This is a genomic window from Pseudomonas khavaziana (genome assembly GCF_036704165.1).
GTDB classification, from domain to species: Bacteria; Pseudomonadota; Gammaproteobacteria; order Pseudomonadales; family Pseudomonadaceae; genus Aquipseudomonas; species Aquipseudomonas khavaziana.
Genome location: NZ_CP129946.1, coordinates 536,598 through 562,964, shown reverse-complemented (window position 1 = coordinate 562,964; position 26,367 = coordinate 536,598). Strand labels below are relative to the sequence as shown.

General features: G+C 55.5%; 22 protein-coding genes and 1 tRNA gene. 18 read left to right on the top strand and 5 right to left on the bottom strand.

All coding sequences use genetic code 11. The features are described from left to right. Positions 1-426: 426 nt before the first annotated feature. The 10 genes from QYQ93_RS02450 to QYQ93_RS02405 all read left to right on the top strand — a co-directional run bounded on the left by QYQ93_RS02450 (position 427) and on the right by QYQ93_RS02405 (position 11,776). Positions 427-502 (top strand) — tRNA-Thr (locus tag QYQ93_RS02450). Positions 503-697: 195 nt separating this feature from the next. Then, positions 698-1,855: an AAA family ATPase gene (locus QYQ93_RS02445; protein WP_122733874.1), complete on the top strand. Its 1,158-nt coding sequence runs from the start codon at positions 698-700 to the stop codon at positions 1,853-1,855. Between the two features lie 277 nt (positions 1,856-2,132). After that, positions 2,133-3,359 (top strand): DNA cytosine methyltransferase, encoded by a 1,227-nt coding sequence (locus QYQ93_RS02440; protein WP_338476250.1) that lies wholly within the window; start codon positions 2,133-2,135, stop codon positions 3,357-3,359. Beyond that, positions 3,352-4,359, top strand: coding sequence for a phosphoribosyltransferase-like protein (locus tag QYQ93_RS02435; protein WP_338476248.1), 1,008 nt, complete (start codon positions 3,352-3,354; stop codon positions 4,357-4,359). Before QYQ93_RS02440 ends, QYQ93_RS02435 begins: the two co-directional genes overlap by 8 nt. Then, on the top strand, positions 4,356-6,365 hold the full coding sequence (locus QYQ93_RS02430; protein ID WP_338476246.1) for a hypothetical protein: 2,010 nt from the start codon (positions 4,356-4,358) through the stop codon (positions 6,363-6,365). Before QYQ93_RS02435 ends, QYQ93_RS02430 begins: the two co-directional genes overlap by 4 nt. 117 nt (positions 6,366-6,482) lie before the next feature. After that, positions 6,483-7,364 carry a hypothetical protein gene (locus tag QYQ93_RS02425; RefSeq protein ID WP_164365917.1) on the top strand — a complete coding sequence of 294 codons (882 nt, stop codon included), beginning with the start codon at positions 6,483-6,485 and terminating at the stop codon, positions 7,362-7,364. Positions 7,365-7,958: 594 nt separating this feature from the next. Beyond that, entirely contained in the window at positions 7,959-8,243 is a 285-nt protein-coding gene (locus tag QYQ93_RS02420) for a DUF3077 domain-containing protein (protein ID WP_338476245.1), read from the top strand. Positions 8,244-8,438: 195 nt separating this feature from the next. Continuing rightward, positions 8,439-9,782 (top strand): CHASE2 domain-containing protein, encoded by a 1,344-nt coding sequence (locus QYQ93_RS02415; protein WP_043047354.1) that lies wholly within the window; start codon positions 8,439-8,441, stop codon positions 9,780-9,782. 37 nt (positions 9,783-9,819) lie between these two features. Then, on the top strand, positions 9,820-10,185 hold the full coding sequence (locus QYQ93_RS02410; RefSeq protein WP_043047355.1) for a hypothetical protein: 366 nt from the start codon (positions 9,820-9,822) through the stop codon (positions 10,183-10,185). 13 nt (positions 10,186-10,198) lie between these two features. Next, entirely contained in the window at positions 10,199-11,776 is a 1,578-nt protein-coding gene (locus QYQ93_RS02405; protein ID WP_043047356.1) for a M48 family metallopeptidase, read from the top strand. 107 nt (positions 11,777-11,883) lie between these two features. Here QYQ93_RS02405 and QYQ93_RS02400 read toward each other — a convergent pair whose 3' ends face one another. Next, on the bottom strand, positions 11,884-13,200 hold the full coding sequence (locus QYQ93_RS02400) for an OprD family porin (protein WP_043047357.1): 1,317 nt from the start codon (positions 13,198-13,200) through the stop codon (positions 11,884-11,886). A 413-nt stretch (positions 13,201-13,613) separates the two neighbouring features. Between QYQ93_RS02400 and QYQ93_RS02395 the strand changes: the two genes are divergently transcribed. Beyond that, complete coding sequence (locus QYQ93_RS02395) at positions 13,614-15,701, top strand: TonB-dependent siderophore receptor (protein WP_338476243.1); 2,088 nt, start codon at positions 13,614-13,616, stop codon at positions 15,699-15,701. A gap of 113 nt (positions 15,702-15,814) precedes the next feature. Here the strand turns inward: QYQ93_RS02395 and QYQ93_RS02390 are convergent, their stop codons facing one another. Then, entirely contained in the window at positions 15,815-16,042 is a 228-nt protein-coding gene (locus QYQ93_RS02390) for a hypothetical protein (RefSeq protein ID WP_043047359.1), read from the bottom strand. A 234-nt stretch (positions 16,043-16,276) separates the two neighbouring features. Continuing rightward, positions 16,277-17,383: an agmatine deiminase gene (aguA, locus tag QYQ93_RS02385; RefSeq protein WP_338476242.1), complete on the bottom strand. Its 1,107-nt coding sequence runs from the start codon at positions 17,381-17,383 to the stop codon at positions 16,277-16,279. Between the two features lie 382 nt (positions 17,384-17,765). Here aguA and rfbB point away from each other — a divergent pair, with 382 nt between their 5' ends. Genes rfbB through QYQ93_RS02350 form a run of 7 tightly spaced genes read left to right on the top strand, consistent with a single transcriptional unit; the run spans position 17,766 to position 24,847 of the window. Beyond that, positions 17,766-18,848 carry a dTDP-glucose 4,6-dehydratase gene (gene rfbB / locus QYQ93_RS02380; protein WP_338476240.1) on the top strand — a complete coding sequence of 361 codons (1,083 nt, stop codon included), beginning with the start codon at positions 17,766-17,768 and terminating at the stop codon, positions 18,846-18,848. Then, a complete protein-coding gene (gene rfbA / locus QYQ93_RS02375; protein ID WP_043047362.1) occupies positions 18,845-19,720 on the top strand; it encodes a glucose-1-phosphate thymidylyltransferase RfbA in 876 nt (291 codons plus the stop codon). Before rfbB ends, rfbA begins: the two co-directional genes overlap by 4 nt. After that, positions 19,717-20,262 (top strand): dTDP-4-dehydrorhamnose 3,5-epimerase, encoded by a 546-nt coding sequence (gene rfbC, locus QYQ93_RS02370; RefSeq protein WP_043047363.1) that lies wholly within the window; start codon positions 19,717-19,719, stop codon positions 20,260-20,262. Before rfbA ends, rfbC begins: the two co-directional genes overlap by 4 nt. Then, the gene (gene rfbD / locus QYQ93_RS02365; protein ID WP_043047364.1) at positions 20,259-21,140 is read left to right on the top strand and encodes a dTDP-4-dehydrorhamnose reductase; all 882 of its coding nucleotides are present in this window, start codon (positions 20,259-20,261) and stop codon (positions 21,138-21,140) included. The genes rfbC and rfbD overlap by 4 nt, the downstream gene beginning before the upstream one ends. Positions 21,141-21,174: 34 nt before the next feature. Beyond that, entirely contained in the window at positions 21,175-22,983 is a 1,809-nt protein-coding gene (locus tag QYQ93_RS02360) for a sensor histidine kinase (protein ID WP_043047365.1), read from the top strand. After that, positions 22,980-24,365 (top strand): sigma-54-dependent transcriptional regulator, encoded by a 1,386-nt coding sequence (locus QYQ93_RS02355; RefSeq protein ID WP_043047366.1) that lies wholly within the window; start codon positions 22,980-22,982, stop codon positions 24,363-24,365. The genes QYQ93_RS02360 and QYQ93_RS02355 overlap by 4 nt, the downstream gene beginning before the upstream one ends. A gap of 26 nt (positions 24,366-24,391) precedes the next feature. Beyond that, positions 24,392-24,847: a thioesterase domain-containing protein gene (locus QYQ93_RS02350; RefSeq protein WP_043047367.1), complete on the top strand. Its 456-nt coding sequence runs from the start codon at positions 24,392-24,394 to the stop codon at positions 24,845-24,847. Between the two features lie 110 nt (positions 24,848-24,957). Here QYQ93_RS02350 and cysQ read toward each other — a convergent pair whose 3' ends face one another. Both cysQ and nudE read right to left on the bottom strand, forming a co-directional pair. Beyond that, the gene (gene cysQ, locus QYQ93_RS02345) at positions 24,958-25,794 is read right to left on the bottom strand and encodes a 3'(2'),5'-bisphosphate nucleotidase CysQ (protein ID WP_043047368.1); all 837 of its coding nucleotides are present in this window, start codon (positions 25,792-25,794) and stop codon (positions 24,958-24,960) included. After that, on the bottom strand, positions 25,791-26,357 hold the full coding sequence (nudE, locus tag QYQ93_RS02340; protein ID WP_043047369.1) for an ADP compounds hydrolase NudE: 567 nt from the start codon (positions 26,355-26,357) through the stop codon (positions 25,791-25,793). Before nudE ends, cysQ begins: the two co-directional genes overlap by 4 nt. Positions 26,358-26,367 lie beyond the last annotated feature (10 nt).

Genomic DNA, 26,367 nt, shown 5'->3' with positions numbered 1-26,367 from the left:
TCTGGTCATTTTTTGTTCACAAAATAAAACGCACGCAAAACAGGCAGTTGCGGGGTGCAAAGAACGCCGACACAAAATGGCTGCTTCATCACGCTATCTACCTGCCGATTGTGCATAAGCATTTGGGGTAAGCGTATAAAGCGTAATTTATGCGATGTTTTTTTGGGCTTTCAGCCTCCGCAAAGCTGCGCGAGACAGCCAGGCTGCGGCGTGGTGAATGCACGCATACATGGCCTACATCGACTCCAAAGAACAGACGCAGGGTGATGGAATAGATGAAATTCACCGTGGATTGCGGGGATAGGAATTGACGCTCGAGGGAGCAGGAAAACCCGCCATTCGAAGAAAACCTCTCCTTCTGCAAAAATAGTCAGAATTCAGGGGTTTACAGAAGCTTTCCAATCGCTATAATCGTCGCCCTAACACGCCGGTATAGCTCAGTTGGTAGAGCAACTGACTTGTAATCAGTAGGTCCCGGGTTCGACTCCTGGTGCCGGCACCATACAAAACGAAGCCCTCGCAGAAATGCGAGGGCTTTGTTGTTTCTGGGGCATTAGTAATCGACGCCTCCCTCGGCCATCTCGCCTGCAAAACCGTAGAAACTGCCGGATCTGCGCCCCTTGCTCCCCCTCTACAGCTTTATGCTAAATTATGAAATGGCAATAATTATGGCGTATCCATAAAAAGAGATAATTGCATGAGCAGCATATTTCAGCGCCCTGAATTGGCTGAATCGATGGCAAACCAGCTTCTTCACCCAGGCGTGCTTGATGAAGGCTTACGCTCAGGGCTGTTTCTGTCTGGCCTGCGCCGCACAGGTAAAACGACTTTTTTGAGAAACGACCTTATCCCTGCCCTGGAAGCAGCAGGTGCTCTGGTGATCTACGTCGACCTCTGGAGTGACACGCTGGCCAACCCGGCAACACTCGTGCACAGCGCCATCCACAAAACCCTGAAAGAACTACAAACTCCAGGCTCATCGGCGCTGGAGATGCTCAAGCGCGTCAGCAACGTCGATCTCGGTGCAGGAGGATTCAAGTTCGGTTTCAAGCTCGACAGCATCGGTAACGCAGACGGTCCGACATTGGCTCAAGCGCTGACAGAGGTGGTCGACCAAGCGAAGACTGATCTGGTGCTGATCATCGACGAAGTTCAACACGCCATTTCCTCCGATGACGGCAATCAGCTGCTCCTGGCCCTCAAAGCTGCGCGTGATGCGATCAATCCGCGCCCGAATACGCCAGGATATTTCCTTTTTATTGGCACCGGTTCCCACCGAGCACAAGTGAGTGAGCTGACTGCCAAACGCAATCAAGCCTTTTCCGGCGCCACGTCAGCAGCGTATCCGCTGCTAAAAGGGGATTACGTCGAGTTTCTGCTCAATCGTCTTGCGATGACGGTAAAGAAAGAAAAGCTCCCCTCTATCGAAGCTGCCATCGAAGCATTCAACACCCTGGGGAATCGACCTGAGGAAATGCTCAAGGCGTTGCGCCAACTCTTGCAACAGGAAGGTGATCCCGACCTCTTCCTCCCCGTCATTGCCAGCACCTTACGCTCGGCGGCAGCGAATATTGAGCTTGAAAAAGTCGAGCAACTGGGTAGCCTGGCTCTGGCGATTTTCAACAAAATCGCCGCAACCGAAGGGGATGCCCGGGGGATATTTTCCATTGATGCGGCCGCAGAATATTCAAAAATGGTCGGCCGCGAGGTACGGGTTGAAGAGATTCAACCGGTGGTGATTGCGCTGGTGGCGGAGAACATCATCATGCGGCGCGGGCATGGGATTTATGCGATTACCGATCAGTTTGTTCAGGAGATTTGGTTGGAGGGGCGTGCTCTAATTCTCGGAAGCTGAGAACCGAAACCTGTGGAATGGAAGCCTTTCAGAGGTTGACAAGCATCCAATTCGGCAAATGGTACGCACACGATGAGAGGTCGTCGCATAGATATGAGAGTATTCGGAGCATGAAAAACTGGTCGGCTCAGCTGCTTTTGGCTCAAACACCGAATGGAGATTGAAAATGTGCGGGATCGTAATTTTTTATCGACTCAAGAACGCTGTTCAAGATCTATGAGCTCTCATCCAGAAAATTTCGCTCTTTGTAAAAAATTAAACCTTTCAGAAAAAAAATATGTCAATTAAGGATGCTACAAAGAAACTGCGCAGCTCGCCCAGTTTTATTAGCTTATTTTCTGGATGTGGTGGTCTAGACTTGGGCTTTATAAAGGCCGGATTTGTTCCGAAGGCCGCATATGATATTTGGCCGTTAGCTGTAGAAAACTACGAACGAAATTTAGGTCAACACATACAAATATTAGATCTTTCTCATGCAAAAATCCCTTATACAGGACAGTGTGACATTGTGGTCGCTGGCTCCCCCTGCCAAGGGTTCTCGACCGTAGGAAAACGAATTCTTGACGACCCGAGAAATAATCTTCTTCACTCGGCTGTAAAAATTGCGATTGATGCCAACCCAAAAGTGATGATATTTGAGAATGTCCCTGGAATTCTGCAAGGCGGTCATAAAAAGCATTGGGATTTAGCATGCAAGACAATTGAAATCGCCGGATATAATTTTTCGGGGATGATTATCGACTCTAGAGAAATTGGCGTTCCGCAAACTCGCAAAAGAGTAATATTAGTCGCCTGGAAAAAAAATATAGAGTTGAAGCCTCAGATTATAACGATGCAACCCCCAACCCTCCAAGAAGTGATTATGGGATCATCTAGCCTGCCCAATCATGAACCTAAGAGATTAACTCCAGACTCAGCTGACTATAAAATATCGTACCGTATCAGAGCAGGGCAAAAGCTATGCAACGTCAGGGGAGCACAAACGTCCGTACACACTTGGGAGATTCCGGAAGTCTTTGGCGAAACTTCAGATGAAGAGAAAGAAGTTCTTACGACAATTATGAAGCTTCGTAGACGCAACAGAACTAGAACTTTCGGAGATGCCGACCCGGTTTCTATTGAATGCATACAGACTGAGCTTGGGCGTCGAGTGCTTAGAAATATCAACTCACTGGCAAAAAAGAACTACATAAAACCAGTCGACTCAAAAATCGACTTGAGACACACCTTCAACGGAAAATATAGAAGAGCATCACCAGACGGAGCATCTTTTACTGTGGACTCTAGATTCGGTGACCCCCGGTGTTTTCTTCATCCTACGGAGCAACGGGGTTTTAGCGTTAGAGAAGCAGCCCGTATTCAAGGTTTTCCCGACGAGTACATATTTCATGGTTCAATAGAGGATCAATTTCGCCTAGTTGCTAATGCTGTGCCACCTTTAATGGGGCTTGCAATAGGCGAGATGATTAAGTCTGCTTTAGCTTCGGAATCAGACCATGAGTAATAAACTGCGAACAATTGAAAGAATGGAGCTTGAAGTTAACTCCATTGATGAAAAACGTTCAATTCGAGCAAGCAAATTAAGAAGTTTTTACGAAACATTAGCTGCGCAACTATTTCAACAATTTGAACCTACAAAAAAGGTTTCTCAACGCGTTAGCAGAGACTTCATGGTTCGACTCAATGATTGGCTAGAGCATTACGAAGATCATGAAGATCAGTGGATTGCCTTTAGAAGCATTGAGTATTTATTTTTTGCTGGCCAGCAAGAATTCGAAGAACTTTATAGATGTGCATTTGACAACATAATAAAACCATGGCTGGTAGACATGGCCAGCATCGATATTTTCTCTCCTGACGCGAGTGAAAGGTTGGACATTGAACTTGAAGCTGTTTGGCCTTGTCCTGTAACAGATAGTCTAAGGATTAATGGATTCCTCCACCTAACCGGTCTTTCTGGTAAAAGCCTGCGGCCAGACTGGCTGAGTATGCGACAATTTTCTTGCCCTGCAAAAATAAAACTATATCAGGTGAAAGAGGGTATCAAATATTTAGTTTTGATTGAAGACTTCGTCGGATCAGGAGGTCAAGTCAGTAGAGCGTTGAGGTTTGCGGCCGCTGAATTTGAAGGGCCAATTCTCCTAATTCCACTACTTGTGTGTGCTCCTGGCGATAGAAAGATAAAGGGGGTTATAAGCGACCTCAAAAGAAAAAATATCCATTATAAACCTGTCACTGTACTTGCTGATGAATGCCTTGTTTCTGAAGTTCCGAATATTAGCGAACCTAAGCTTTTTTCTGACCTAAGAAACATTATGAAAACTGGATATAAGACCATGAATTTTAACCTCGATGGAGAGGAATTCGGCTGGAAAAAAATTGGTAGCTTAGTAGTTATGTATAGTAACTGCCCCAATAATACCCCCCCAATATTTCACCATCGTACGACAACATGGAACCCTCTATTCCCACGCTCTGAGCGAGAATTAAAGGTGATAGCATGAATAGGTTTGATAATCCTTTTCACGATCTATGGGTTACGGAAATACTTGCTCCTGCAGATTTTGTAAAAATGTTTAGCCCCTATGTTGTTACACACTCTGAGGAGCTTTTTGGGACGGGCAATGTGGTCGTAAAAGGGCGTCAAGGCAGTGGTAAAAGCATGCTTCTTGGGCTGTTAAGCACCAATACTCGCATCGCATACGCACGTGCTGGCGAACCCTATCCCGCCCCTAAAAAGTATAAAAATTTTATAGCAGCGGGAATACATTTAATTCGTGATAATGCACGAATAGTTGCCTCTCGGTTATCGGAAATCCCATCAGATAGACGTCGAGATTGGGCAGCAACGACATTTGCAGATTATGTAAATTACCTCCTAGTAGAGGATCTACTCGCAAATATAAAATACTTATCAAGCGAACAAATAAAAGATAATGTTTTACAAGCCGAATTCCCCATTAAGTGGAATGAAGAAAGCCAACAAAAACTTGTTGAGTTTCTAAAATCCTCAGATGCGTGGTTTGGCTACCTAGACAACTGTTCCAACATCGTCGAAATAAGTGATAAAATTTCAAATCGGCTGAAAGAATATCGGCGCTACTTTAACTTCAACACAAACTCTCTAGATGACTCCATAGAGACTACAAAGACAAGAGTCGGTGAGCCCGCGGCGGTTTTAGCCGATGGGCTTCGAGACTCTGGCATAATACCTGAGAGTTCATTAGTCTTTCTTAGGATTGATCAGCATGAAGAGCTATATGAGCTAGAAAAATCGTCTGGATACTCAAATGTTTTCAGACAGGTTATAAATCAAGCTTTAGCTATGCGTGATGGACGGGTCGCTTATCGAGTGGGGACTCGCCATTATGCTTGGAGCGAAGATATTGCCGTGTGGGGTAGCGGCGCACATCTGGAAATAATGCGAGACTACTCAATAGTAGATATTGATGAAATGTTCAAAAGAAAAGAACAGAACTCTCAGATAGCTGACTTTGGAACTTTTGCAGAAGACGTTTTCAGGCGTCGACTTAGTACATATGGCTTCGAACTTGATGAAAAAGAGAAAAGTGTTTTAACTAAGGTTTTTGGAGCAACTCTCTCCCCATCAGAAAGAGCAAAAAAATATGTTAAGAAAAAGTCTTCTACATTACAGATACCTGAAAGCTGGTCTAACGAATGGAGGGCCACTCTCGAGAAACTTTGGGAAACTGATCCTTTAGAGGCAAAGTTGGGTGAAATATGGCTACGTCAGCGAAAACAGCAAACCGAAAAAACATACCAGGCGACGGATATTAAACCCATCATGGGTTGGGCTCGCCGTACATATTGGAAAAAAGAAAGAAACGAAGCGGCACTAGTACAAATCGCAGGTGACGCGAAGGAAATGCTCATATGGAGTGGCCAGCGTCATATTGTTGATCTTTCAGGCTATAACATACTAGCATTTATGACTATTTGCAGAGCTATTTGGGCAGCTTGGCTCAGAAGCACATCAGACGATGAACTTGAAAAAACTTACATTCCGAAAATTGAAATAGACAAGCAAACGATTGGTATAAATGAGGCAAGCAGAATTTGGTCTGAGAAGCTTAAGGAAGGAACTGACGGCGATCGCCGGTTAAAGTTCATTAATGCAATTGGATCTTGGTTTTCAAATAAGATTCGCAGCGACAAGTCGCTTTCAAACCCCGGACATAATGGAATATCCCTCTACATATCTGACTTTGAGAAAAAAACTGAAATTACGAATTTAATTCGAAGCTGTAGAGATCATGGTGATCTTATAGAGTCAGATCACACTACGAAGCTCTCAGATGGTTTACCTAGAATCAAATGGTACTTAAACCCTCTACTAAGCCCTCACTTTCGAATTCCACATATCAGAACAAAAGAGCCTATATATACATCTACTAGAGAACTCGAACATATTTACAACGAAAATCTCTATCCTTCTCAAAAAAAATATCAAGACGATAATAATCCTCTGCAAACGGAATTGAAATTTTAGGAGGCTGACGTGGCGCAGATACACCCTTGGGGTAAAATTGATTGGCTAACTAATAACGTAGGCCATCGAAACTGGACTGGAATATTGTGCTCGTCATTTGAGCCAAGATGCTTAGCCGTGGCTGACTGGCTTTCAAAAAACAGCACTAATAATCAGTTCTGCTTAAAAATAAGCGACCCAGAAAACCGTTTTACTTCTCAAGTCCTGTCTTCAACCAACGATCATGAAAAAATAATAAAGAATTTATTTGGCGCACGGCTTGATTTGATAAATGCTGAACTACTTTCAGAGCCAAGTGTTTGGTACAATTTTTCCCACCTAGTCGGTGCCACGCCTGATCTTTCTCTTATGCTCGATATAAGTGGCATGCCGAAGAGAGTATTTTTATTTTTGGTAAAGCAATTTCTCAGCTCTAAAAATGTGAAGGATTTAGTGGTCTGTTATACAAGGCCTGAAGGATATAAGGAGGGACAACTTACAGAGGATGCCCTGCCTCCCTCGCCTATACCGGGTTTTTCTCGGATATCCAACTACATTGGCGACCCAACCACAATAGTTAGCGTCGGCTACATGGCCTTTAATCTAGGAGACTTGTTAGAGCAGCAGAGAGGAAGAACTGCAAAATTTTTATTTCCTTTCCCACCTGGATCACCAGGTTTCAGAAGAAGCTGGAGGTTGCTTCACGATCTATCTCAAGGAATGGATCTACAAACTGAAATCAAACGAATTAATTCAATGGACATGTTTTCCGCTCTCGACTGGCTTAAAGACATTAAGCAGGGAACCAGCGGAAATATTGATATGATACCTATCGGGCCAAAACCGCATGCGCTTGCAATGGGACTAGCATTCCCATTTATGGGAGACTCTGCCGAAATATCTTACTCACAACCCCGTTTGTACCATCCAGATTATTCTTTCGGAATACTCAAAGATGAATTTGGAAATGCAGATATAACTGCTTACTGCTTGCGAAGGGACTTCGTTAACTTTGTATAACTTCAAAAACAGCAAAATAACTAACTTTATATAGCACATCTCTACGTGCCAGTATCAGAATGGTTCTATAGACAACTTATGCATTATTTTTTACCAAACAAGGATAAAACCACAGCATTCGATAATAACATAAATCATGGTCTGACTCTTTTACGTATTCAAAACAAGGAAAACCTCTCCCAGTGCCTGCGGATTATCCGAGCTTTTATACAAGATCAAAGACAGACCATAATTATGAAAGATCCATAAAACCAAGAACCACCCTATGATCAATGCCTACCCTAAAACCAGCAGACACAACTAATCCACTTTCCCGATTGCTCCCCACGCCCCACCACGCTACCCTCCCTCCTGTCGCTGCCAATTCAGCGACCGGGCCTGAGAACCCGGCAAGATGCAGGCGCACCAAGCGCCCCCAAACCCGATTTGCAGGCGTTTTTTTTCGCCTCACAATTCGTGCAATGGCGGCTGTGCGTGGGAGACCTTCGGGTCTGCCGGGTTCCTGTATCTCCGGTTTCTCAGCCTGCGCACAGCTGCCACCCATTCGCCTGAGAACGAACGTGGTAGCTCTCACTTGATACGGGAGTTTTACCGATGACCGTTACAAATGCGTCTGCGTTAACCACCCTCGGCGTCACCCCCTTTTCCTTTCACTCCGACCAACCTCTGTTCCGCGTCAACAGCGGTGTTTCCCTGCATGAAGCCTTGCATCACGTTTCCGACTTGCTCCACCTCGCCAAGCTGCTCGCGGAAGATGCGGCGATGACGCAGGACACGGACCGTTACGCCTGGGCGTCGCATTTTTTGCAGGAGATGAGCAAGGCGGTGATTGATGATGTGGTGAAGGTGTTGGAGTCGCCTGGGAATATTGAGGCGTAACGAAGTCGTGCGGTGTCTGGGCTGACGGGCCCGGCGCTCACAGGAGAAAGCCCTGGCCTGAATAGGTCGGGGCTTTTTTGCGAATGGCGATTCGCATATCAGCAATGATATGGCAATTAGCCACTTTTCCGTTTGACACTCCCTCCCACTCCGGTTAAAAACCCCGCCTTGCTTGTGCCTTTAATCGAGACATGGATGTTGTCGAACCCACCGCTGTTCAAATACCGCCGCTATTGGCTGGCGGTCATCATCGTGTTGCTGGCTATTCTTGATCCTTTCGGCCTGGCCAGTTCCAGCGACAAGGCGTCGGCGCAGTGGCTCAATCGCATGTTCGCCAGTCACTACCCGAGCCTTGGGCAGCAGCGGGTGGCGGTGGTGTTGATCGATGATGCCTACCTGATGCGCAACAACAGTTCGTGGCCCATGCCTTATGGCGAGCAGAGCAAGTTGTTCAAGCGCCTGCTGGCTTACAAGCCTCAAGCGGTGTTTGTGGATTTGCTGTACAGCCATGACCACTCGTTGGGCGACCCGGCGCGGGGCAGTCAGTTGCTGGCGAATGTGTTTGAGCGTTATCAACGCCAGGGCATCCCGCTGTGGTTGGCCAATACCGGGTTGACGCGCGCAGAGGCGGGCCAGGCCAATACGCTGGCGCCTTTTATGCAGGTCAGCCGCCCCGCCCTGGTGGTGTGGGAAGGGGTGGATGACAAGTATCCACTGGCCAAGCACACCCAGGCCGGGCTGATGGAAACCCCCGCCTTGGCGCTGTACCGGGTGTTCTGTGCCGCGCACGAGTGCAAGCCGCCCCCGGTGGATGCGCAAACCGCTGCGCAGCGCCAGCCGATTGCGGTGCAGTGGGGGCTGAAGCTGGCGCCGGAACAGGCGCGTATTGCGGATATCAGCCACTGCGCGCCCGCGCGGCATTTCTTGCTGGACGGGGTGGCGCAGTTGTTCCAGGCCGTGTTCTGGAAGCTCGATGACTCGGCCCAGGCGCGGTGCCCTTATACGCTGACGTTGTCGGCCAGTGACCTGGAAGTTACCGACCCCAACGACCAAGCCTTGATCGCCGAGTTACTTCGCGACCGTCTGGTGTTGGTCGGCGCCAATATCGCCTCCACCGGGGACCTAGTGGAGTCGCCGGTACACGGCCAGCTCCCCGGCGTTTACCTGCATGCCATGGCCCTGGATAACCTGATCAATTCAGGCATGGCCTACGACCATGAACCGGCCAATTTCCCCGCCCTGCCCTTCAATTGGCTGGACCTGCTGGAGCTCGGGCTGCTGGCGTTGATTGCCGTGCTCAAGGCGCTGCACGCACGGCGCCTGGCGGGCCATCGCACCTGGAGCCGTTGGCGGCGCCAGGAAATCTGGTTTTTTACCTCGCCGTGCCCGTCGTGGCTGTTGGTGATGTCGATGTTGGCGGCGGTCAGTGTGCTGCTGAGCCTCAATGACATCACCCCGGTCAACGTGCTGGGCATTGTATTGCTGTCGTTGGTGTTGTTCAGCGAGCGGATCGAAGCTTTCTTCGACCGCGATCGCTGAGTGTGCCGCTTTGCCCTTTGACTCAAGGAACCCAAGGATGAACAGAAGTCTGATTGTCTTGCTCGCCGCCCTCTTCACCCCAGGCGCCTGGGCGGAAACCCACAGTATCCAGGCGTTCCTGGCCGACCCGGTGACGGTGCTCGACGAACAGGGCAAGCAACAGCGTGAGCTGGCGAAAAAGGATGCGCCCACCCAGCCCGTGCCGGTGTTGCAGTACAACCAGGCGCTGGACCTGGTGCAGGTAGAGCTGGCCGGCCAGAAGGTCTGGCTGGACACCATGGACCTGCGTATCGAACCGCCGCTGAACGTCGTCGACCTGCCTTGCCAGGGCCTGACCAAAAGCCAGGCCAAGGACAGCCGCAATAATTCCACCATCGGTTTTGGTGCCGGTTGCAATCAATAAAAGGAGCGTTGCGGTGAAGGGATATCGAGTGGCAGCCAGCCTGTTGGCTTGTTCCGTGCTCAGTGGTTGCGCGACCTTGAAGGGCGCAGACCAGGCGTTTTTGAACCTGGTGGGGCCTTCGACCCAATCCCGGGTCCAGGGCCACTACGTGGACAACACCGACGTGCGCCAGTACTACAAGCTCGACCCACAGCGCCAGAGCCAGCAGCGTCTGAGCTACGACGGGCGGGCGGTGCCGGCTGCCGAGGCGCGCCAGCAGAACCTGGTGGATATCCCGATGCTGCAAGGTTACTTGCAAGGCATTGTCACGCGCTTGTCCAAGGGCTGGCCGGGGGAGTTGCCGCCGCTACAGGTGAAGATCACCGACAGCTATGGGTTCGGGCCGTCGGCGGACCCTTACGGCAACCTGTTCGTGCCGCTGGGCATGCTCGACAACGTTGCCAGCGAAGACGAAATCGCGGCAATGCTTGGCCATGAAATGAGCCATGTGCTGCTGCATCACCATGACCGCATGGCCGCCTTCCAGCAGCAGAAAGACATGTTCACCACCGTCGCCTCCACGGTCGCCTTGGCCACCATGGCTGCCGATACGGGCGTCGACCGCAGCTCCGGGACGATGAAGCTGTTCAGCAAGGACCCGGCCGGCACACAAAAGACCATCGGTAACACGGTGCTGTACACCGCACTGGCCAATACCTTTTCCGATCAGGTATGGAGCACCGCCTGGGGTCGTAGCCAGGAAGACCAGGCTGACCTGCTCGGCACCGACTTGATGATCCGCGCCGGTTACGCCCCGCGCGCCGCCACCCATAGCCTGGAGCGCCTCAATGACTTCCAGGGCAAGCAGAAGCCGTTGCTCACGGGCTTTCTCACGGCGCGCAAGAATGCCATGCAGGATTCGCTGCAGCAGTTCAATCTCAACCAGTTCACCAAAGAGCTGGACGTGCTGGTCAAGGACGGCCTGACCACCGGCATCACCGCAACCACCCAGTACTTCAACCGCTCGCATATGTCGGCCATGGACCGCGACACCGAGCTGCGCCAGTACTTGCAACGCGAATATCGCCAGGAACGCCGCGCCCGGGTCAACCCGCAAAGCTGGTCGAAGATGAAAAACACGCCCCAAGTGGCGAAGGCCTTGCAGGGTTATAAAGATGCGTATTTTGCTATCGATGCCCTGGAGAAAAACAAAGTGCCGGATGCCGAAAGGTTTATCCGCAAGGCGCTGGCTTCGCCGGTCAAGGACCAGCCGAGTATTCGGCGCACCGCCTATACCGTGCGCCTGGCCCAGGGTAAAAACAGCGAAGCGTTGAAAGAGTTGCAGGCGATCAAGGACTGGTCTCTGGCCGGCCCTTCGACCTATGACTTGATGATCAGCTACCACCTCAAACGGGGTGATGGGCAAGCGGCGCTGGCGATGATCGACAAGGCCGAACGCAATCTGGGCTCGGAAGAGCTGTTCATCACTGAAAAGCTGTTGGCCAACCAGCAACTGCAGAATACGCAGCAGGTACAAACCGTGCTGCGCAAGTGCGAGCAATACCCCGCACGCAAGGAAAACTGCAAGAAGCTCGCGCCGGTTAAAGCCTGACATTCAGAACACTCCACCCAGGCGAAAACACTCGCCGCCAGGCAATAAAAAACCCCGAACCAGTCGGGGTTTTTTATTGCCTGGAATCAGGCGCGACGCTCGATCAATTAGAAAACGTTGATCGGGTAGTCGGCGAACAGACGGATTTCGTTACCACCAGTGTTGTATTTGCTGGCGTTGTCGGAAACGCGCAACCACGAGGCGCGAGCACGCAGGCTCAGGTCTTTGGCTGGGCCGCTCTGAACAACGTATTTGAACTGGTTGAAGATTTCACGCTCGGTACCGTCGCCACGGCCGCTGCCGTCGTCGATGTTGGTACCACGCACATAGGCGATGTTGTAGGTCAGGCCCGGTACGCCGAAGGTGGCGAAGTCGATGCCGTAACCTGCTTGCCAGGAGCGCTCGTCCTTGCCGTTGAAGTCAGACCAGTAGGAGTTGGCCAGCAAGATGGTATTGCCGCCGTCGCCGATACCGCCAGCATTGCGGTAGCCACCGTACAGGTAACCGGTGTCGCCGGTGCTGCGCTGGTGAGCGAGGGTGAAGCTGTGCGGGCCAACAGCCCACGTGGCGCCCAGGCTCCAGATCTTGTTGTCGCGAGCATCCGCATCACCTTGGTTTTCCAGGGCGAAGCTGCGGTCGAGCTTGGTTTTGTAGCCGTTGAAGTCAAACGTCAGCGACTGCTTCTCTGGCAGGGCCAGCACGTAGTTGACGTTGACGTATTGCTTCTTCAGCACGTCCTGCATGTCGGAAGCGTACAGGGCAGCCGACAGGCTTTCGGTGAATTTGTAGCTACCACCAATGTAGTCGATGCTTTTCAGGCGGCCGCTGTCGGTGCCTTCCATGCTCTTGCGCGCTTCTTTGGTGAAGTGACCCGCGTCCAGTTGCAGACCGGCGATCTCTTTGGAAACGATCGAAGTACCGGTGTAGGTTTCCGACAACAGGCGGGAGTTGTCGTACTGCAGCACAGGTACAGCCGGGAACTGATCACCGTACTTGAGCACGGTGTTGGAAACGCGGAACTTCACCGCAGCGCCGCCTTTGGCCAGGTCGTGTGGTGCCGAGCCCGGGTTTCGCTGGCCGTTTTCATCAACAGTGCCGTTGCCCTGCTTGAAGAAGTCGATACCGCCGGCGCCAGCGCGACCTTTACCACCGTCCAGGCGAATAGCGTATTGGCCAATCACGTCCACACCCACACCCACAGTGCCTTGGGTGAAGCCGGACTCGAACTTGCCGATGAAGCCTTGGCCCCATTCAGCTTTGTCCTTCTCGCCATTTTTTTTGTCACGGCTGATGTAGGCGTTACGTGCGGCGATGTTCAGGTGGCTGTCTTCAACAAAACCCTTGGATTGCTCCTGGTCGTTTGCCATTGCTGTCGATGCGCTCAAAATCCCCAGAGCGATCAGACTCATCCGTTGCTTCAACATGTTCTTATATTCCTTATTACGGGTTGAGTACGCGCTGTGACACCAGGCTCCGTGTTGCTTTTTTCTGGTGTCGACTGTTTCCCGCAAAAAGAAGGCCCGCGGACGACTGAACTGCCGCGGGCCTTTTTTATTGGATTTAGTCATGGTGGTTAGCCACAGGCGTTGGGCGCAATCCTATGCGGGCATTGAACTAAGTGTCAATTTCGTGAATCGTCTGTATTTAGGCGATATTCGTCTAAGCAGCGAGCTAAAGCGCTGCAATGAAAGTCACCAAATGTGGCTGCACACGGACAAAAACACATTAAGTAACAAATCTAACAGGCAGCACCATAGGGAATAGATAACACGCGCAAATGCAAAGCATTACCGTTCGCACACTATTTCCCTGCCAGACCATTTGGATACTCCCCCCCATGCTTGTCCCGCGCCTGACGCCCATTTCCTTAGGGCTCTCTTTTTTGCTGTCTGTCGGTTTTGCCAATGCGACCACGGTATTGCCTGAAACCTCGATTAACGCCGAGGCTGACGAAGATGACCCACGCGTCAAGGAAACCAGCACCGCCACTCGCACCGCCACGTCCGTGCGCTACGTGCCCCAGGCCATCGATTCCGTGAAGACCGAAAGCCTGCGCTCCTACGGCACCAACGACCTGGGCCAGGCATTAAGCGGCATCCCTAACGTCAGCAGCGGCGCCGACACGCGCTTCGACAGTTTGCGCATACGCGGTTTTGACGCGAGCAACGATTTCTATCTGGACGGCATCCGCGACGACAGCCAGTACGTGCGCGACCTGCATAACATCGAGCGCATCGAAGTGCTCAAGGGCCCGGCTGCGGTGCTGTACGGGCGCGGAGGCCAGGGTGGGATCGTCAACCGCGTCAGCAAACTGCCTACCCAGGGGCAGAAATCCAGCATCGAAGCCCAAGGCGGCAGCAATGATTTGCGCAGCCTGTACGCCGACCTGAGCACCGATCCGACTGACACCATCAGCCTGCGCCTGAACATGGGCAACCAGGACAACAAAAGCTTTCGCGATGGGGTCAGTGGCAACCGCCAGTTGTTCGCACCATCGATGAGCTGGCAGCTCACCCCTGAGCTGAACTGGCTGGTGCAATACGAATACAGCCGCTACAACCGCACGCCGGACCGCGGCATCCCCGGGGTCAACGGGCGTCCGGCCGATGTGAGCCGCAGCACCACCTATTTTGATAGCGGCGATTACATCGACGATACATCCCAGTCCCTGCGTTCCAAGCTCGCCTATGAGCTCAACGCCAACTGGCAACTGCGCCACACCCTCGGCGTGTTCAAGCTCGACAGCGATTTCGACAACACCTACCAGACCGGCTACGACCCGAAAACCAACACCGTCACCCGCCAACACTGGCAGCAGGACCTGACCACCCGCAATGTGTTCAACAACCTTGAGCTGGAAGGTGGTTTCGACACCTTCGGCCTGGAGCACCGCCTGCTCACCGGTATTGAGCTGGGCAGCCAGCGCCGCGATCCGAAGCTGTACTCCGCTACCGCCGTCAATCGAGGCGGCCAGGCCGTGCCGAGCCTGGACCTCAACCAGCCCAATCGCCACCTGAGCCACATCGGGCGTATGAGCGTTTCGAGCAACAACCACACCGAAGTCGAAAGCCGCGCCCTGTACGTGCAGGACCAACTGCGCCTGAATGATCAGTGGCAACTCTTGGGCGGACTGCGTTATGACCGTTTTGAAGTGGACACCACCAGCAAGTTGCTCAACACCCAGCAAAACGTGAAGAGCCACAGCACCAGCCCACGCGTCGGCCTGGTGTGGACGCCGCTGGAGCACCATTCGTTCTATGCCTCGTGGAGCAAGACCTTCACACCCGCAGGCGGCGGTCTGATCGGTATCACGCCGAATGCGGCCGGTGGCGTCAATGACCTGAGCCCCGAATTGACCAAGCAAAAAGAAATCGGCGTGAAAAGCGACTGGCTCGACGACCGCCTGAGCACCACCCTGGCCGTGTACGAACTGGAACTCTACAACCGCCGCACCAGCGACCCACTGGACCGCACCATCACCCTGCTCACAGGCTTGCAACGCTCACGCGGCGTGGAGCTGACCGCCACCGGCAAGATCGTCGACAACTGGTACGTACGCGGCGGCGTGGGGCTGCAGGACGCTAAGGTGGAGAAGGACAACAATGGTTTTGAAGGCAAACGGATCAGCGACGTAGCCAAGCGTAATGCCAGCCTGTTCATCACCTGGAAGCCCGAAATGGGTTGGTACGCGGAAACCGGCTTGACCTTGGTAGGTGATCGTTACGCCGACAACCTCAATACCGTGGTGCTGCCGGGCTATGGGCGCTGGGACGCACTGGCCGGTTTCCGTCAGAAGGAATGGGACGTCAGGGCGGCACTGAACAATATCGCTGACAAAAACTACTACGCCTCGACGACCAGCGCGGCGCAGATTCAACCGGGAGAGCCGCGTAGCCTGGTCGTCACCGGTACCTACAGTTTCTAAGGCCGAATAAATGCAACCTGTGGGAGGGGGCTTGCTCCCGATTGCAGTGTGTCAGTCACCGGATGTGTTGCTGACACACTGCATCGGGAGCAAGCCCCCTCCCACCTAGTGTTTCAGCGCGCCTGAGAGTTACGCATCAGGTCACACAGCTCCCGCACTTCATCCTCGGTGAACAACCCCACCGGATAACGTTCACGCATCACGCTGCGCCAGTCAGGCGCTTGCCTGATCTGTCTCGAGCCGTTTGCCTTCAACCAGAGCGCCAGCGCATGGATCGCGTCGCCGTTGACCCGCGTCGGGTGGAATGGGCGCGTGTAGATAGGGTTGATATCGGCATTCATTTCAGCGCTCTCTCCTGCTGCGTGAGCGGCTAACTTACTCAAGGTTTGTGACAGAACTGTGCAGTCATCACCCTGGGCCACTGTCACGACAGCGATACAAGAGCTATGCCAATTCCCAGTGTTCATTGGTATTCAGGTATAAAAAAGCCCGCGACCTGGCTGGGCCGCGGGCTTGCCGGGAACACTGCAATCGCGCAGTGCCCGCTTGCCATCAAGGCGTTGTTACAACTGCACTCAATTTCTCTGCGGGGCTGGCTGTTGTTGAGTCAGGCAATGGATATTGCCACCGCCCAGTAACAGTTCACGCCCCGGCACCATCACCACCTCGTGCTGGGGGAACAGGTTCTGCAGGATCTGCTTGGCTTGGCTGTCCAGCGGGTCGTCGAAACTCGGCGCGATGATGCCGCCGTTGACGATCAGGAAGTTGACGTAGGAACCGGCCAGCCGCACGGTCGGATTACGCTCCTGGCTACCGTCCACCGGGTCGACACCGGCGCACTCCTCCTCAGTGGCATACAGCGGCCCCGGGATCGGCATTTTATGCACGATGAACGAGCGGCCTTGGGCATCGGTGCTGTTTTGCAGCACTTCCATGGCCGCATGGCAGCGTGCGTAGTTCGGATCTTGTGGGTCATCGGTCCAGGCCAGCAACACTTCACCCGGGCGCACGTAGCAGCAGAAGTTATCCACATGGCCGTCGGTTTCATCGTTGAACAGGCCGTCCGGCAGCCAGATGATTTTATCCACCGCCAGGTGATCGCTAAGCACTGCTTCGATCGCTGCTCGATCAAGGTGCGGGTTGCGATTGCGGTTCAACAGGCATTCTTCGGTGGTGATCAGGGTGCCCTCGCCGTCCACATGGATCGAACCGCCTTCGAGCACAAAGCCTTCAGTACGGTAGCGCGGCGCACGTTCGATCTCGAGGATCTTGCCACCCACCTGGGAATCGCGGTTCCACGGCGAATACAGACCGCCGTCGAAGCCACCCCAGGCATTGAAATCCCAGTTCACGCCACGCACTTCGCTGCTGTCGTTGATCACGAACGTCGGGCCGGTATCCCGCACCCAGGCATCGTCGCTGGACATCTCCACCAAGCGAATATTGGGCACATCCAGGCGCGCACGGGCGTTCTCGTACTGGCCGGCGGAAACTGCGACGGTCACCGGTTCAAAGCGGGCAATGGCCTTGGCCACCGCCACATGGGCTGCCTGCGCGGGCTTGCCGCCCATGCGCCAGTTGTCCGGGCGCTCGGGCCAGATCATCCAGATTTGGGTCTGTGGCGCCCATTCGGCAGGCATGTGGAAGCCATCGGCGCGAGGTGTGCTGTGCAGGGTGGTCATGGCGATCAGGACTCCGAATGGGGTGAAGGCCGACTTTATAACGGATAAAAATCGGCTTTAAAAGCTGTTAATCATGATTAACATTGATAACTATATGAATTAATCGATAACTATCGACAAACGGCAACTAATCCATCGGTCATCACGGCAGGTTTTCAGAACAAAGCTGCCATAGGTGCTGTCTATAGTGCCGCTTGAACAGGCACGATGGGTCAACAGGGACAACAACATTGTGACGGCGTTTGTTTTTTCAGACGTCTATATCGCCATTGCTCACGGGCTTTAATCAACCCCTTATGCTCGCAGCGCTTGCGCCGGCCCGATTCACAACTCAAGCTATGCTTCTTTCGCCCAATGTCCGTCTAAGGAAAAGGCCCTCGACATGCGCATTCTCATCACCGGCGGTGCCGGATTTATTGGCTCGGCCCTGATCCGGCACTTGATTCAACACACCGAGCATGAAGTGCTCAACCTGGACAAGCTGACCTACGCCGGCAACCTCGAGTCGCTGGCCAGTATCGCGTCCAACAGCCGCTATGAGTTCGTCCAGGCCGATATCATCGACCAGGCCGCCGTGAGTGCCATACTTACGCGCTTCGAGCCTGACGCCATCATGCACTTGGCGGCTGAATCCCATGTCGACCGTTCCATTGACGGCCCGTCGGATTTTATCCAGACCAACATCGTTGGCACCTATAGCCTGTTGGAGGCCACCCGGGCCTACTGGCAGAAACTGGCAGAACCGGCGAAAAGCGCGTTTCGTTTCCACCACATCTCCACTGACGAGGTCTACGGCGACCTGCACGGCGTGGACGATCTCTTCACCGAGACCACGCCTTACGCCCCCAGCTCGCCGTATTCGGCAAGCAAGGCGGCCTCAGACCACCTGGTACGCGCCTGGCAGCGCACCTATGGCCTGCCCGTGCTGCTGACCAACTGCTCGAACAACTACGGGCCGTTCCACTTCCCCGAAAAGTTGATCCCACTGGTCATCCTCAACGCCCTCGCGGGCAAGCCGCTGCCGGTGTACGGCGATGGCCTGCAGGTGCGTGACTGGCTGTTCGTCGAGGACCATGCCCGCGCGCTGCTCAAAGTGGTAACCACTGGGGTTGTGGGCGAGACCTACAACATCGGCGGCCATAACGAGCAGAAGAACATCGACGTGGTCCGTGGCATCTGCGCCCTGTTAGAAGAGCTGGCGCCACAACGCCCAGCCGGCGTGGAAAAATTCACCGACCTGATCACCTTCGTCAAGGATCGCCCGGGCCACGACCAACGCTACGCCATCGATGCCAGCAAGATCGAGCGCGAACTGGGCTGGGTCCCTGAAGAAACCTTTGAAACCGGACTGCGCAAAACCGTGCAGTGGTACCTCGATAATCTGGAATGGTGCCGCAGGGTCCAGGACGGCAGTTATCAAGGTGAACGATTGGGCAACACTGACGCAAAGGATTTGATCGCATGATGAAGGGCATTGTATTGGCCGGCGGTTCCGGCACCCGTTTGCACCCCATTACCCTGGGCGTGTCCAAGCAGCTGTTGCCGGTGTATGACAAGCCAATGATCTACTACCCGATCTCGGTGTTGATGCTGGCGGGGATCAAGGACATCCTGGTGATCTCTACCCCGGTGGATCTGCCGCAGTACCGTAACCTGCTGGGCGACGGCAGCCAGTTCGGTGTGCGCTTCAGCTATGCCGAGCAGCCTTCGCCGGATGGCTTGGCGCAGGCGTTCATCATTGGTGAAGAGTTCATTGGCGATGATCCTGTGTGCTTGATCCTGGGGGACAACATCTTCCACGGCCAGCACTTCGGCGATCAACTGCGCAACGCCGCTCAACGTCCATCGGGTGCTACGGTGTTCGGATATTGGGTCAAAGACCCGGAGCGTTTTGGCGTGATCGACTTCGATAAAGAAGGCCGCGCCCTGTCCATCGAAGAAAAACCGGCAGCGCCTAAATCCAGCTATGCCGTCACCGGCCTGTATTTCTATGACAACGACGTGATCAAGATCGCCAAGGCGGTCCAGCCTTCGCCGCGTGGCGAGCTGGAGATCACCGACGTCAACAATGCTTACCTCAAACGAGGCGACCTGCACGTCGAGCGATTCGGCCGTGGATTTGCCTGGCTCGACACCGGCACACATGACAGCCTGCTGGAAGCCTCGACTTACGTACAGACTATCGAACACCGCCAGGGCTTGAAAGTGGCCTGCCTGGAAGAGATCGCCTACGAGAATGGCTGGATCGACCGTGACTATCTGCTGGAGCGCGCCAAGTACTTTGGCAAAACCGGTTATGGTCAGTATTTGTACACTCTTGCCGGGAACCCTAAATGAATGTGAGCGCCACTGAGCTGCCCGGCGTACTGGTCATCGAGCCGAAGGTTTTTGGCGATGAGCGCGGCTTTTTCTATGAGAGCTTCAATGCCCGCGAGTTTGAAAAGGCCAGCGGGCTGCACCTGCAGTTTGTGCAGGACAATCACTCGCGCTCGCAAAAAGGTGTGCTGCGTGGCCTGCATTATCAGGTTGAGCACGCTCAGGGAAAACTGGTGCGTGTGACTGCCGGTGAAGTCTTGGACGTGGCGGTGGATATCCGCCGCAGCTCCCCGCATTTCGGCAAATGGGCCAGCGTGCGCCTGTCTGCCGAAAATAACCGCCAACTGTGGATTCCACCGGGGTTTGCCCACGGCTTTGTGGTGCTCAGCGACTACGCAGAATTTCTTTACAAGACCACGGACTACTACACACCGTCAGCTGAACGTTGCATTAGTTGGGATGACCCGGACCTTAATATCGATTGGCAACTCAATGGTCCACCGACCTTGTCCGCCAAGGATCAAAACGGCAAACGCCTGAAAGATGCGGACCTGTTCCCGTGACAGCTGCCCTGAAAATACTCATCACCGGCCAACACGGCCAAGTCTCCCAAGAGCTGCAACAGCGGCTCCAGGGCCTGGGCGAGCTCATCGTCCTGGGCCGCGGCCAGCTTGACCTCGCCGACGCCGGCCGCATCCGCCAACAGGTACGCGCCCATCGCCCCGGCCTGATCATCAACGCGGCCGCGCACACCGCCGTCGATCTGGCCGAGAGCGAACCGGACGCAGCCTTTGCCATCAACGCTGTCGCCCCCGGCATCCTCGCCGAGGAAGCCAAGGCATTGGGCATTCCGCTGATCCACTACTCGACCGACTACGTGTTCGACGGCAGCAAACCTGCCCCGTACACCGAAAACGACACGCCAAACCCATTGGGTGTCTACGGTCAGAGCAAGCTGGCAGGCGAGCAGGCGATTGCTGCAGTGGGTGGCCAGTACCTGATTCTGCGCACCAGCTGGGTGTATTCCAGCCACGGCAAGAATTTCCTGCTGACCATGCAACGCCTGCTGCAGGAAAAACCGCAGATGCGCATCGTGGCCGACCAGATCGGTGCGCCGACCTGGGCCGGGACCATCGCCAACAGCACCCGTGTGCTGATCGAACAGTGGCAAGCCGGCAAGGCCGGGGAATGGGGTGTCTATCACCTGACCGCCCAAGGCGAAACCTCGTGGTTCGGCTTCGCCGAGGCCATTGGCGCGCAACTGCGGGCCGAAGGCAGAGCCTGTGCCGAACTGGAGCCGATTCCTTCCAGCGCCTACCCGACCCCCGCCAAGCGCCCGCTCAACTCGCGCCTGGACTGCACGCGGCTGCAGCAGCAATGGCAGGTCAGCCAGCCGCAGTGGCAGGACGCATTGCAAGAGTGTCTTGCACAGCCGCACTAGGCATAATGCGCCTGTACCCACAGGCGCGATCCCCATGACTCCACCCCTTGCGCGAAGACCCCGCTGGCGCAGCCTTGCCCTGCTGGCATTATGCCTGGCACCGCTGTTGTGGCCACTGGAGCACCTGGCCGAGCGCTATTACCGCAGCGAACTGGCCGGGCAGAATCGTCAGACCCTCGACCTCTACGTCGCCAACCTGCTGGGCACCCTGCACCGCTACGAAGTGCTGCCGCAGATCCTCGGTGACCTGCCGGCCCTGCGCACTGCGCTGGACGCGCCCCAGGTCAGCACCCACCTGGCCAACGCCAACCTGCTGCTCAAGGACGTCGCCGCCCAGGCCGGCGTGGAAGTGATGTACCTGATGGACACCACCGGCAAGACTCTGGCCGCGTCCAACTGGGACAAACAAGACAGTTTTGTCGGGCGCAATTTTTCCTTTCGCCCCTATTTCAGCGAGGCCATGGCCGGGCGCCTGGGGCGCTTTTTCGGCCTGGGCACCACCTCGGCCAAGCGCGGCTACTTTTTTGCCGCCGCAGTGCGTGATGGCGACACTATCATCGGTGTGCTGGTGGTGAAGGTCGACTTGGACCACACCGAAAGCCTATGGGGCAATACCCCGGAACAACTGCTGGTCACCGACCACAACGGCGTGGTGATCCTCACCTCACGCCCGCAATGGCGGTTCCGCGCCACGCGGCCACTGACTGCCGAAGAACGCCAGGCCATCATTGCCATCCAACCCTACCCAACCCGCGACCCGCAGCCGCTGAGTCTGAGCAGCAGCGCCTGGCTGCGCCAATCCACGGCCATCGCCGAAACCGGCTGGAATGTGGAAATCCTCGCACCACGCTCGCTGATCAACCGCCCGGTGCGCACAGTGATGGCCGTCGGGGGCGCCGCACTGTTGGTGCTGATGCTGTTGCTGGGCTTGATCATGCAGCGCCGCCGGCATTACCTGGAACGCATCGCCTTCGAAGCCAAGGCCCGACGCGAACTGGAAATGCGCGTGGCAGAGCGTACCAGCGACCTGGAGGGCCTGAATCGACGCCTGAAACAGGAAGTGCTGGAACGTGAACACGCCCAGCAGGAATTGGTGCGCGCCCAGGATGACCTGGTACAGGCCGGTAAACTCTCGGCACTGGGCACCATGTCGGCGAGCATCAGCCATGAACTGAACCAACCGCTGGCAGCGATCCGCAGCTATGCCGAAAACGCTGAAATCCTGCTCGACCACGAGCGCACCAGCGATGCCCGCGGCAACCTCAAGTTGATCAGCGAGTTGACCGGGCGCATGGCCTCGATCATCGCCCACCTGCGCGCCTTCGCCCGCCGCGACCGCCACGCCCCGGAAAGCGTGGCCCTGCAGCCAGCGCTGGACGACGCCCTGGCGTTGCTGGCCAAGCGGCGGCGCTCGATGGAAGTGGAGCTGATCCGCGACCTGCCGGAGGCAACCCTATGGGTGCAGGCTGGTGAAACCCGCTTGCGCCAAGTGCTGGGCAACCTGTTGGCCAATGCCCTCGACGCCCTTACCGAAAAAGGCCCGCCGCGCAAACTCTGGCTGAGTGCCGAAACCACTGCACAGGGCGTCAACCTGTACATTCGCGACAATGGCCCGGGCTTTTGCATGGAAGCCCTGGGCCGCGCCAGCGAGCCGTTCTACACCACCAAGACGCGCACCCAGGGCCTGGGCTTGGGCCTGGCGATCTGCGACACCCTGATGCGTGCCTTTGGCGGCGAACTGCTGTTCGCCAACCACAAGGAAGGCGGCGCGCTGTTAACCTTGAAATTGCGTGCCGGCTCGCCGGGCGTCAGTCTGCAACCGTCCGAGGACCGCAGTGTATGAGTATCGATAACCAGATTCAGGTGGTGTTGATCGACGACGATCCCCACCTGCGTCAGGCCCTCTGCCAGACCCTGGACCTGGCCGGGCTGAAAGTCTTGCCCCTGGGCGAAGCCAGCGGCCTCACCGCCCGCCTGTCGCGGGACTGGCCGGGAGTGGTGGTCAGCGATATCCGCATGCCCGGTATGGACGGCCTGGAACTGTTGGCCGAACTGCACGGCCAGGACCCGGATCTGCCGGTGCTGCTGATCACCGGCCATGGCGACGTGCCGCTGGCGGTGCAGGCCATGCGGGCCGGCGCCTATGACTTCCTCGAAAAACCCTTCGCCAGTGACGCCCTGCTCGACAGCGTGCGCCGCGCCCTGGCCTTGCGTCGCCTGGTACTGGACAACCGCAGCCTGCGCCTGGCCCTCAGTGATCGCCAGCAACTGAGCACACGCCTGGTAGGGCATTCGCCGCAGATGTTGCGCCTGCGTGAGCAAATTGGGGCGCTGGCTGCGACCAAGGCCGATGTACTGATCCTGGGCGAAACCGGGGCGGGCAAGGAGGTCGTCGCCCGTGCATTGCATGACCTGTCGAGCCGCCGCAGCGGCCCGTTTGTGGCAATCAATGCCGGGGCGCTGGCCGAATCGGTGGTGGAAAGCGAGCTGTTTGGCCACGAACCAGGCGCGTTTACCGGCGCGCAGAAACGCCGCATCGGCAAGTTCGAGTTCGCCAATGGCGGCACGTTGTTCCTCGATGAAATCGAAAGCATGAGCCTGGATGTACAGGTCAAGTTGCTGCGCCTGTTGCAGGAACGTGTAGTGGAGCGCCTGGGGGGCAATCAGCTGATCCCGCTGGATATCCGCATTATCGCCGCCACCAAGGAAGACCTGCGCCAGGCCGCCGACCAGGGCCGTTTCCGGGCTGACTTGTATTACCGCCTCAATGTCGCGCCGCTGCGCATTCCACCCCTGCGCGAGCGGGGCGAAGATGCATTGATGCTGTTCCAGCATTTCGCCGACGAGGCCAGCAGCCGCCATGGCCTGCCCCTGCATGAGCTGCAGCCGGGCCAGCGCGCGCTATTGCTGCGCCACAGCTGGCCGGGCAATGTCCGCGAACTGCAAAACGCTGCGGAGCGTTTCGCCCTGGGCCTGGAGTTGGCGCTGGACAACACCCAGGACAACCCGGCAGCCGGCGTGCTGACCTCCACCCCTGGCGGCCTGAGCGAGCAGGTCGAGCAGTTCGAGAAGAGCCTGATCGCCGCCGAACTGACCCGCCCCCACAGTTCCCTGCGCAGCCTCGCCGAAGCCCTGGGCGTGCCGCGCAAGACGTTGCACGACAAACTGCGCAAGCACGGCCTGAACTTCGCCGACAGCGCCAGCCACAGCGCCGACGACGAATGACACTGTCCACCCGCCAAGAGGCCACCATGAGCCGCGACAGCCGTTATCTGGAAACCATCCTGCACCACGACATTCCCCTTACCCGGGAAATGGGTCTGAAGGTGCTCGACTGGCAGCACGACCAACTGCATCTGCATTTACCCTTGCAAGCCAACATCAACCACAAGAGCACCATGTTTGGCGGCAGCCTCTATTGCGGCGCCGTGCTCGCAGGTTGGGGTTGGCTGCACCTGAAATTGCGCGAAGAAGGCATTGAAGACGGGCATATCGTGATTCAGGAAGGCCAGATCAGTTATCCATTGCCAGTGACGCAGGATGCGACGGCCATTTGTGCAGCGCCGGATGAGAAGGTCTGGAAACGTTTTTTGGCGACGTACAAGCGTCATGGGCGGGCGCGGTTGGCGCTGGAGACATGGATTGTGAATGCAGGCAGCGCAGAGAGCGCAGTAACCTTTACCGGCCAGTACGTCCTGCACCGCTAAAAAGTGCGGGAGGGGCTTGCTATCGATAGCGGTGTATCAGCCAAGTATCTGGTGACTGAATTATCGCCATCGGGAGCAAGCCCCCTCCCACACTTTGCCCTGTTGTGATCTTAAGATCTGGCCAGGGTCAATAGGCGTTCGCGCCATGCAGCCTTCGCGGGCAGCGCCAAAAAGAATGGGTTCAACAATGATTCCCGTGCCGGGTAGCTGAACGGCTGGCCATTCAACTCCAACACCTCGCCCCCCGCGCCTTCCAACACACCCTGGGCCGCCGCAGTATCCCACTGTGACGTCGGCGCCAGGCGTGGATAGCAATCGGCGCTGCCTTCGGCCAACAGGCAGAACTTCAACGAGCTGCCGATATTCGCCAGTTTCAGCTCGCCCAACCCTTCGCTCAAACCATCCAGCAGGCGCTCTTGCTCCGCGCTGGTATGGCGACGGCTGGCCACCACGGTAAACGCCTCGCCCGCAGCCGGGGTCTGGCGTACTTGAATCTGCTTGGGCGCGGCATTTACATCCGAACGCCAAGCCCCAAGGCCTGCGCCGCCGAAATAGCAACGGCCAGTGGTAGGCATCGATACCACGCCGAATACCACGCGGCCCTGTTCGATCAGGGCAATATTGACGGTGAATTCTTCGCTGCCGGAAATGAATTCCTTGGTGCCATCCAACGGATCCACCAACCACCAACGCTGCCATCCGGCTCGCACGCTTTGATCGATATCGGCATCCTCTTCGGACAGTACCGGAATGCTCGGATCCAGAGCAGTAAGGCCAGCGAGAATCAAATGGTGCGCCGCCAGATCGGCAGCCGTTACCGGCGAATCATCCGCTTTTGAAGTCACGGCGACGTCGGCGCGCCAGTACGGCAGGATGGCTTCACCCGCTTGGCGCGCCAGTTCAATGACAGGGGCGATAAATGGGTGGCCTAAAAACAGTTCGCTCATGCGTTGAACGCTCCACGCTGGGTCAACAGGTCTCTTACCAAGTACAGTGCAGCCAAGGCGCGGCCTTCGCTGAATTGTTCGTTTTGCGCAAGCGCCGACAATTCACGCAGGTTGACCCGCTCCACGCGCATCGGTTCAGGCTCATCGCCTTCAAGGCGCTCTTCGTACAGATCGGTGGCCAGCACCACCTGGATTTTCTGGCTCATATAACCAGGCGACAACGACAGTTCGGTGATGTGCTCCAGCTGCCGTGCGCCGTAGCCGGCTTCTTCCTTGAGCTCGCGATCCGCCGCCGCCAACACATCCTCGCCCGGCTCGATCAAACCTTTGGGCAAGGACAGTTCATACTCGTCGGTGCCACCGCAGTACTCTTCCACCAGCAACGCATGATCTTCGTCGATCATCGCCACGATCATCACCGCTCCGTAGCCCGTGCCCCGGCCCACCAGACGCTCGTAGGTCCGTTCAACGCCATTGGAAAAGCGCAATTGCACTTCCTCCACGCGGAACAAACGGCTACTGGCGACTATTTCGCGGGCGAGGACAGTGGGTTTCTGGCGCATAAGCGGCTCC

Excerpts from the sequence above, each read along its gene's own strand:
- QYQ93_RS02355 (WP_043047366.1), top strand. The coding sequence starts at position 22,980 with ATGAGTATCGATAACCAGATTCAGGTGGTGTTGATCGACGACGATCCC.
- cysQ (WP_043047368.1), bottom strand. The coding sequence starts at position 25,794 with ATGAGCGAACTGTTTTTAGGCCACCCATTTATCGCCCCTGTCATTGAA.
- aguA (WP_338476242.1), bottom strand. The coding sequence starts at position 17,383 with ATGACCACCCTGCACAGCACACCTCGCGCCGATGGCTTCCACATGCCT.
- QYQ93_RS02440 (WP_338476250.1), top strand. The coding sequence starts at position 2,133 with ATGTCAATTAAGGATGCTACAAAGAAACTGCGCAGCTCGCCCAGTTTT.
- QYQ93_RS02350 (WP_043047367.1), top strand. The coding sequence starts at position 24,392 with ATGAGCCGCGACAGCCGTTATCTGGAAACCATCCTGCACCACGACATT.
- QYQ93_RS02360 (WP_043047365.1), top strand. The coding sequence starts at position 21,175 with ATGACTCCACCCCTTGCGCGAAGACCCCGCTGGCGCAGCCTTGCCCTG.
- QYQ93_RS02445 (WP_122733874.1), top strand. The coding sequence starts at position 698 with ATGAGCAGCATATTTCAGCGCCCTGAATTGGCTGAATCGATGGCAAAC.
- QYQ93_RS02410 (WP_043047355.1), top strand. The coding sequence starts at position 9,820 with ATGAACAGAAGTCTGATTGTCTTGCTCGCCGCCCTCTTCACCCCAGGC.
- QYQ93_RS02435 (WP_338476248.1), top strand. The coding sequence starts at position 3,352 with ATGAGTAATAAACTGCGAACAATTGAAAGAATGGAGCTTGAAGTTAAC.
- QYQ93_RS02390 (WP_043047359.1), bottom strand. The coding sequence starts at position 16,042 with ATGAATGCCGATATCAACCCTATCTACACGCGCCCATTCCACCCGACG.
- QYQ93_RS02420 (WP_338476245.1), top strand. The coding sequence starts at position 7,959 with ATGACCGTTACAAATGCGTCTGCGTTAACCACCCTCGGCGTCACCCCC.
- QYQ93_RS02395 (WP_338476243.1), top strand. The coding sequence starts at position 13,614 with ATGCTTGTCCCGCGCCTGACGCCCATTTCCTTAGGGCTCTCTTTTTTG.
- nudE (WP_043047369.1), bottom strand. The coding sequence starts at position 26,357 with ATGCGCCAGAAACCCACTGTCCTCGCCCGCGAAATAGTCGCCAGTAGC.
- QYQ93_RS02400 (WP_043047357.1), bottom strand. The coding sequence starts at position 13,200 with ATGTTGAAGCAACGGATGAGTCTGATCGCTCTGGGGATTTTGAGCGCA.
- rfbA (WP_043047362.1), top strand. The coding sequence starts at position 18,845 with ATGATGAAGGGCATTGTATTGGCCGGCGGTTCCGGCACCCGTTTGCAC.
- rfbC (WP_043047363.1), top strand. The coding sequence starts at position 19,717 with ATGAATGTGAGCGCCACTGAGCTGCCCGGCGTACTGGTCATCGAGCCG.
- rfbB (WP_338476240.1), top strand. The coding sequence starts at position 17,766 with ATGCGCATTCTCATCACCGGCGGTGCCGGATTTATTGGCTCGGCCCTG.
- QYQ93_RS02415 (WP_043047354.1), top strand. The coding sequence starts at position 8,439 with ATGTTGTCGAACCCACCGCTGTTCAAATACCGCCGCTATTGGCTGGCG.
- QYQ93_RS02430 (WP_338476246.1), top strand. The coding sequence starts at position 4,356 with ATGAATAGGTTTGATAATCCTTTTCACGATCTATGGGTTACGGAAATA.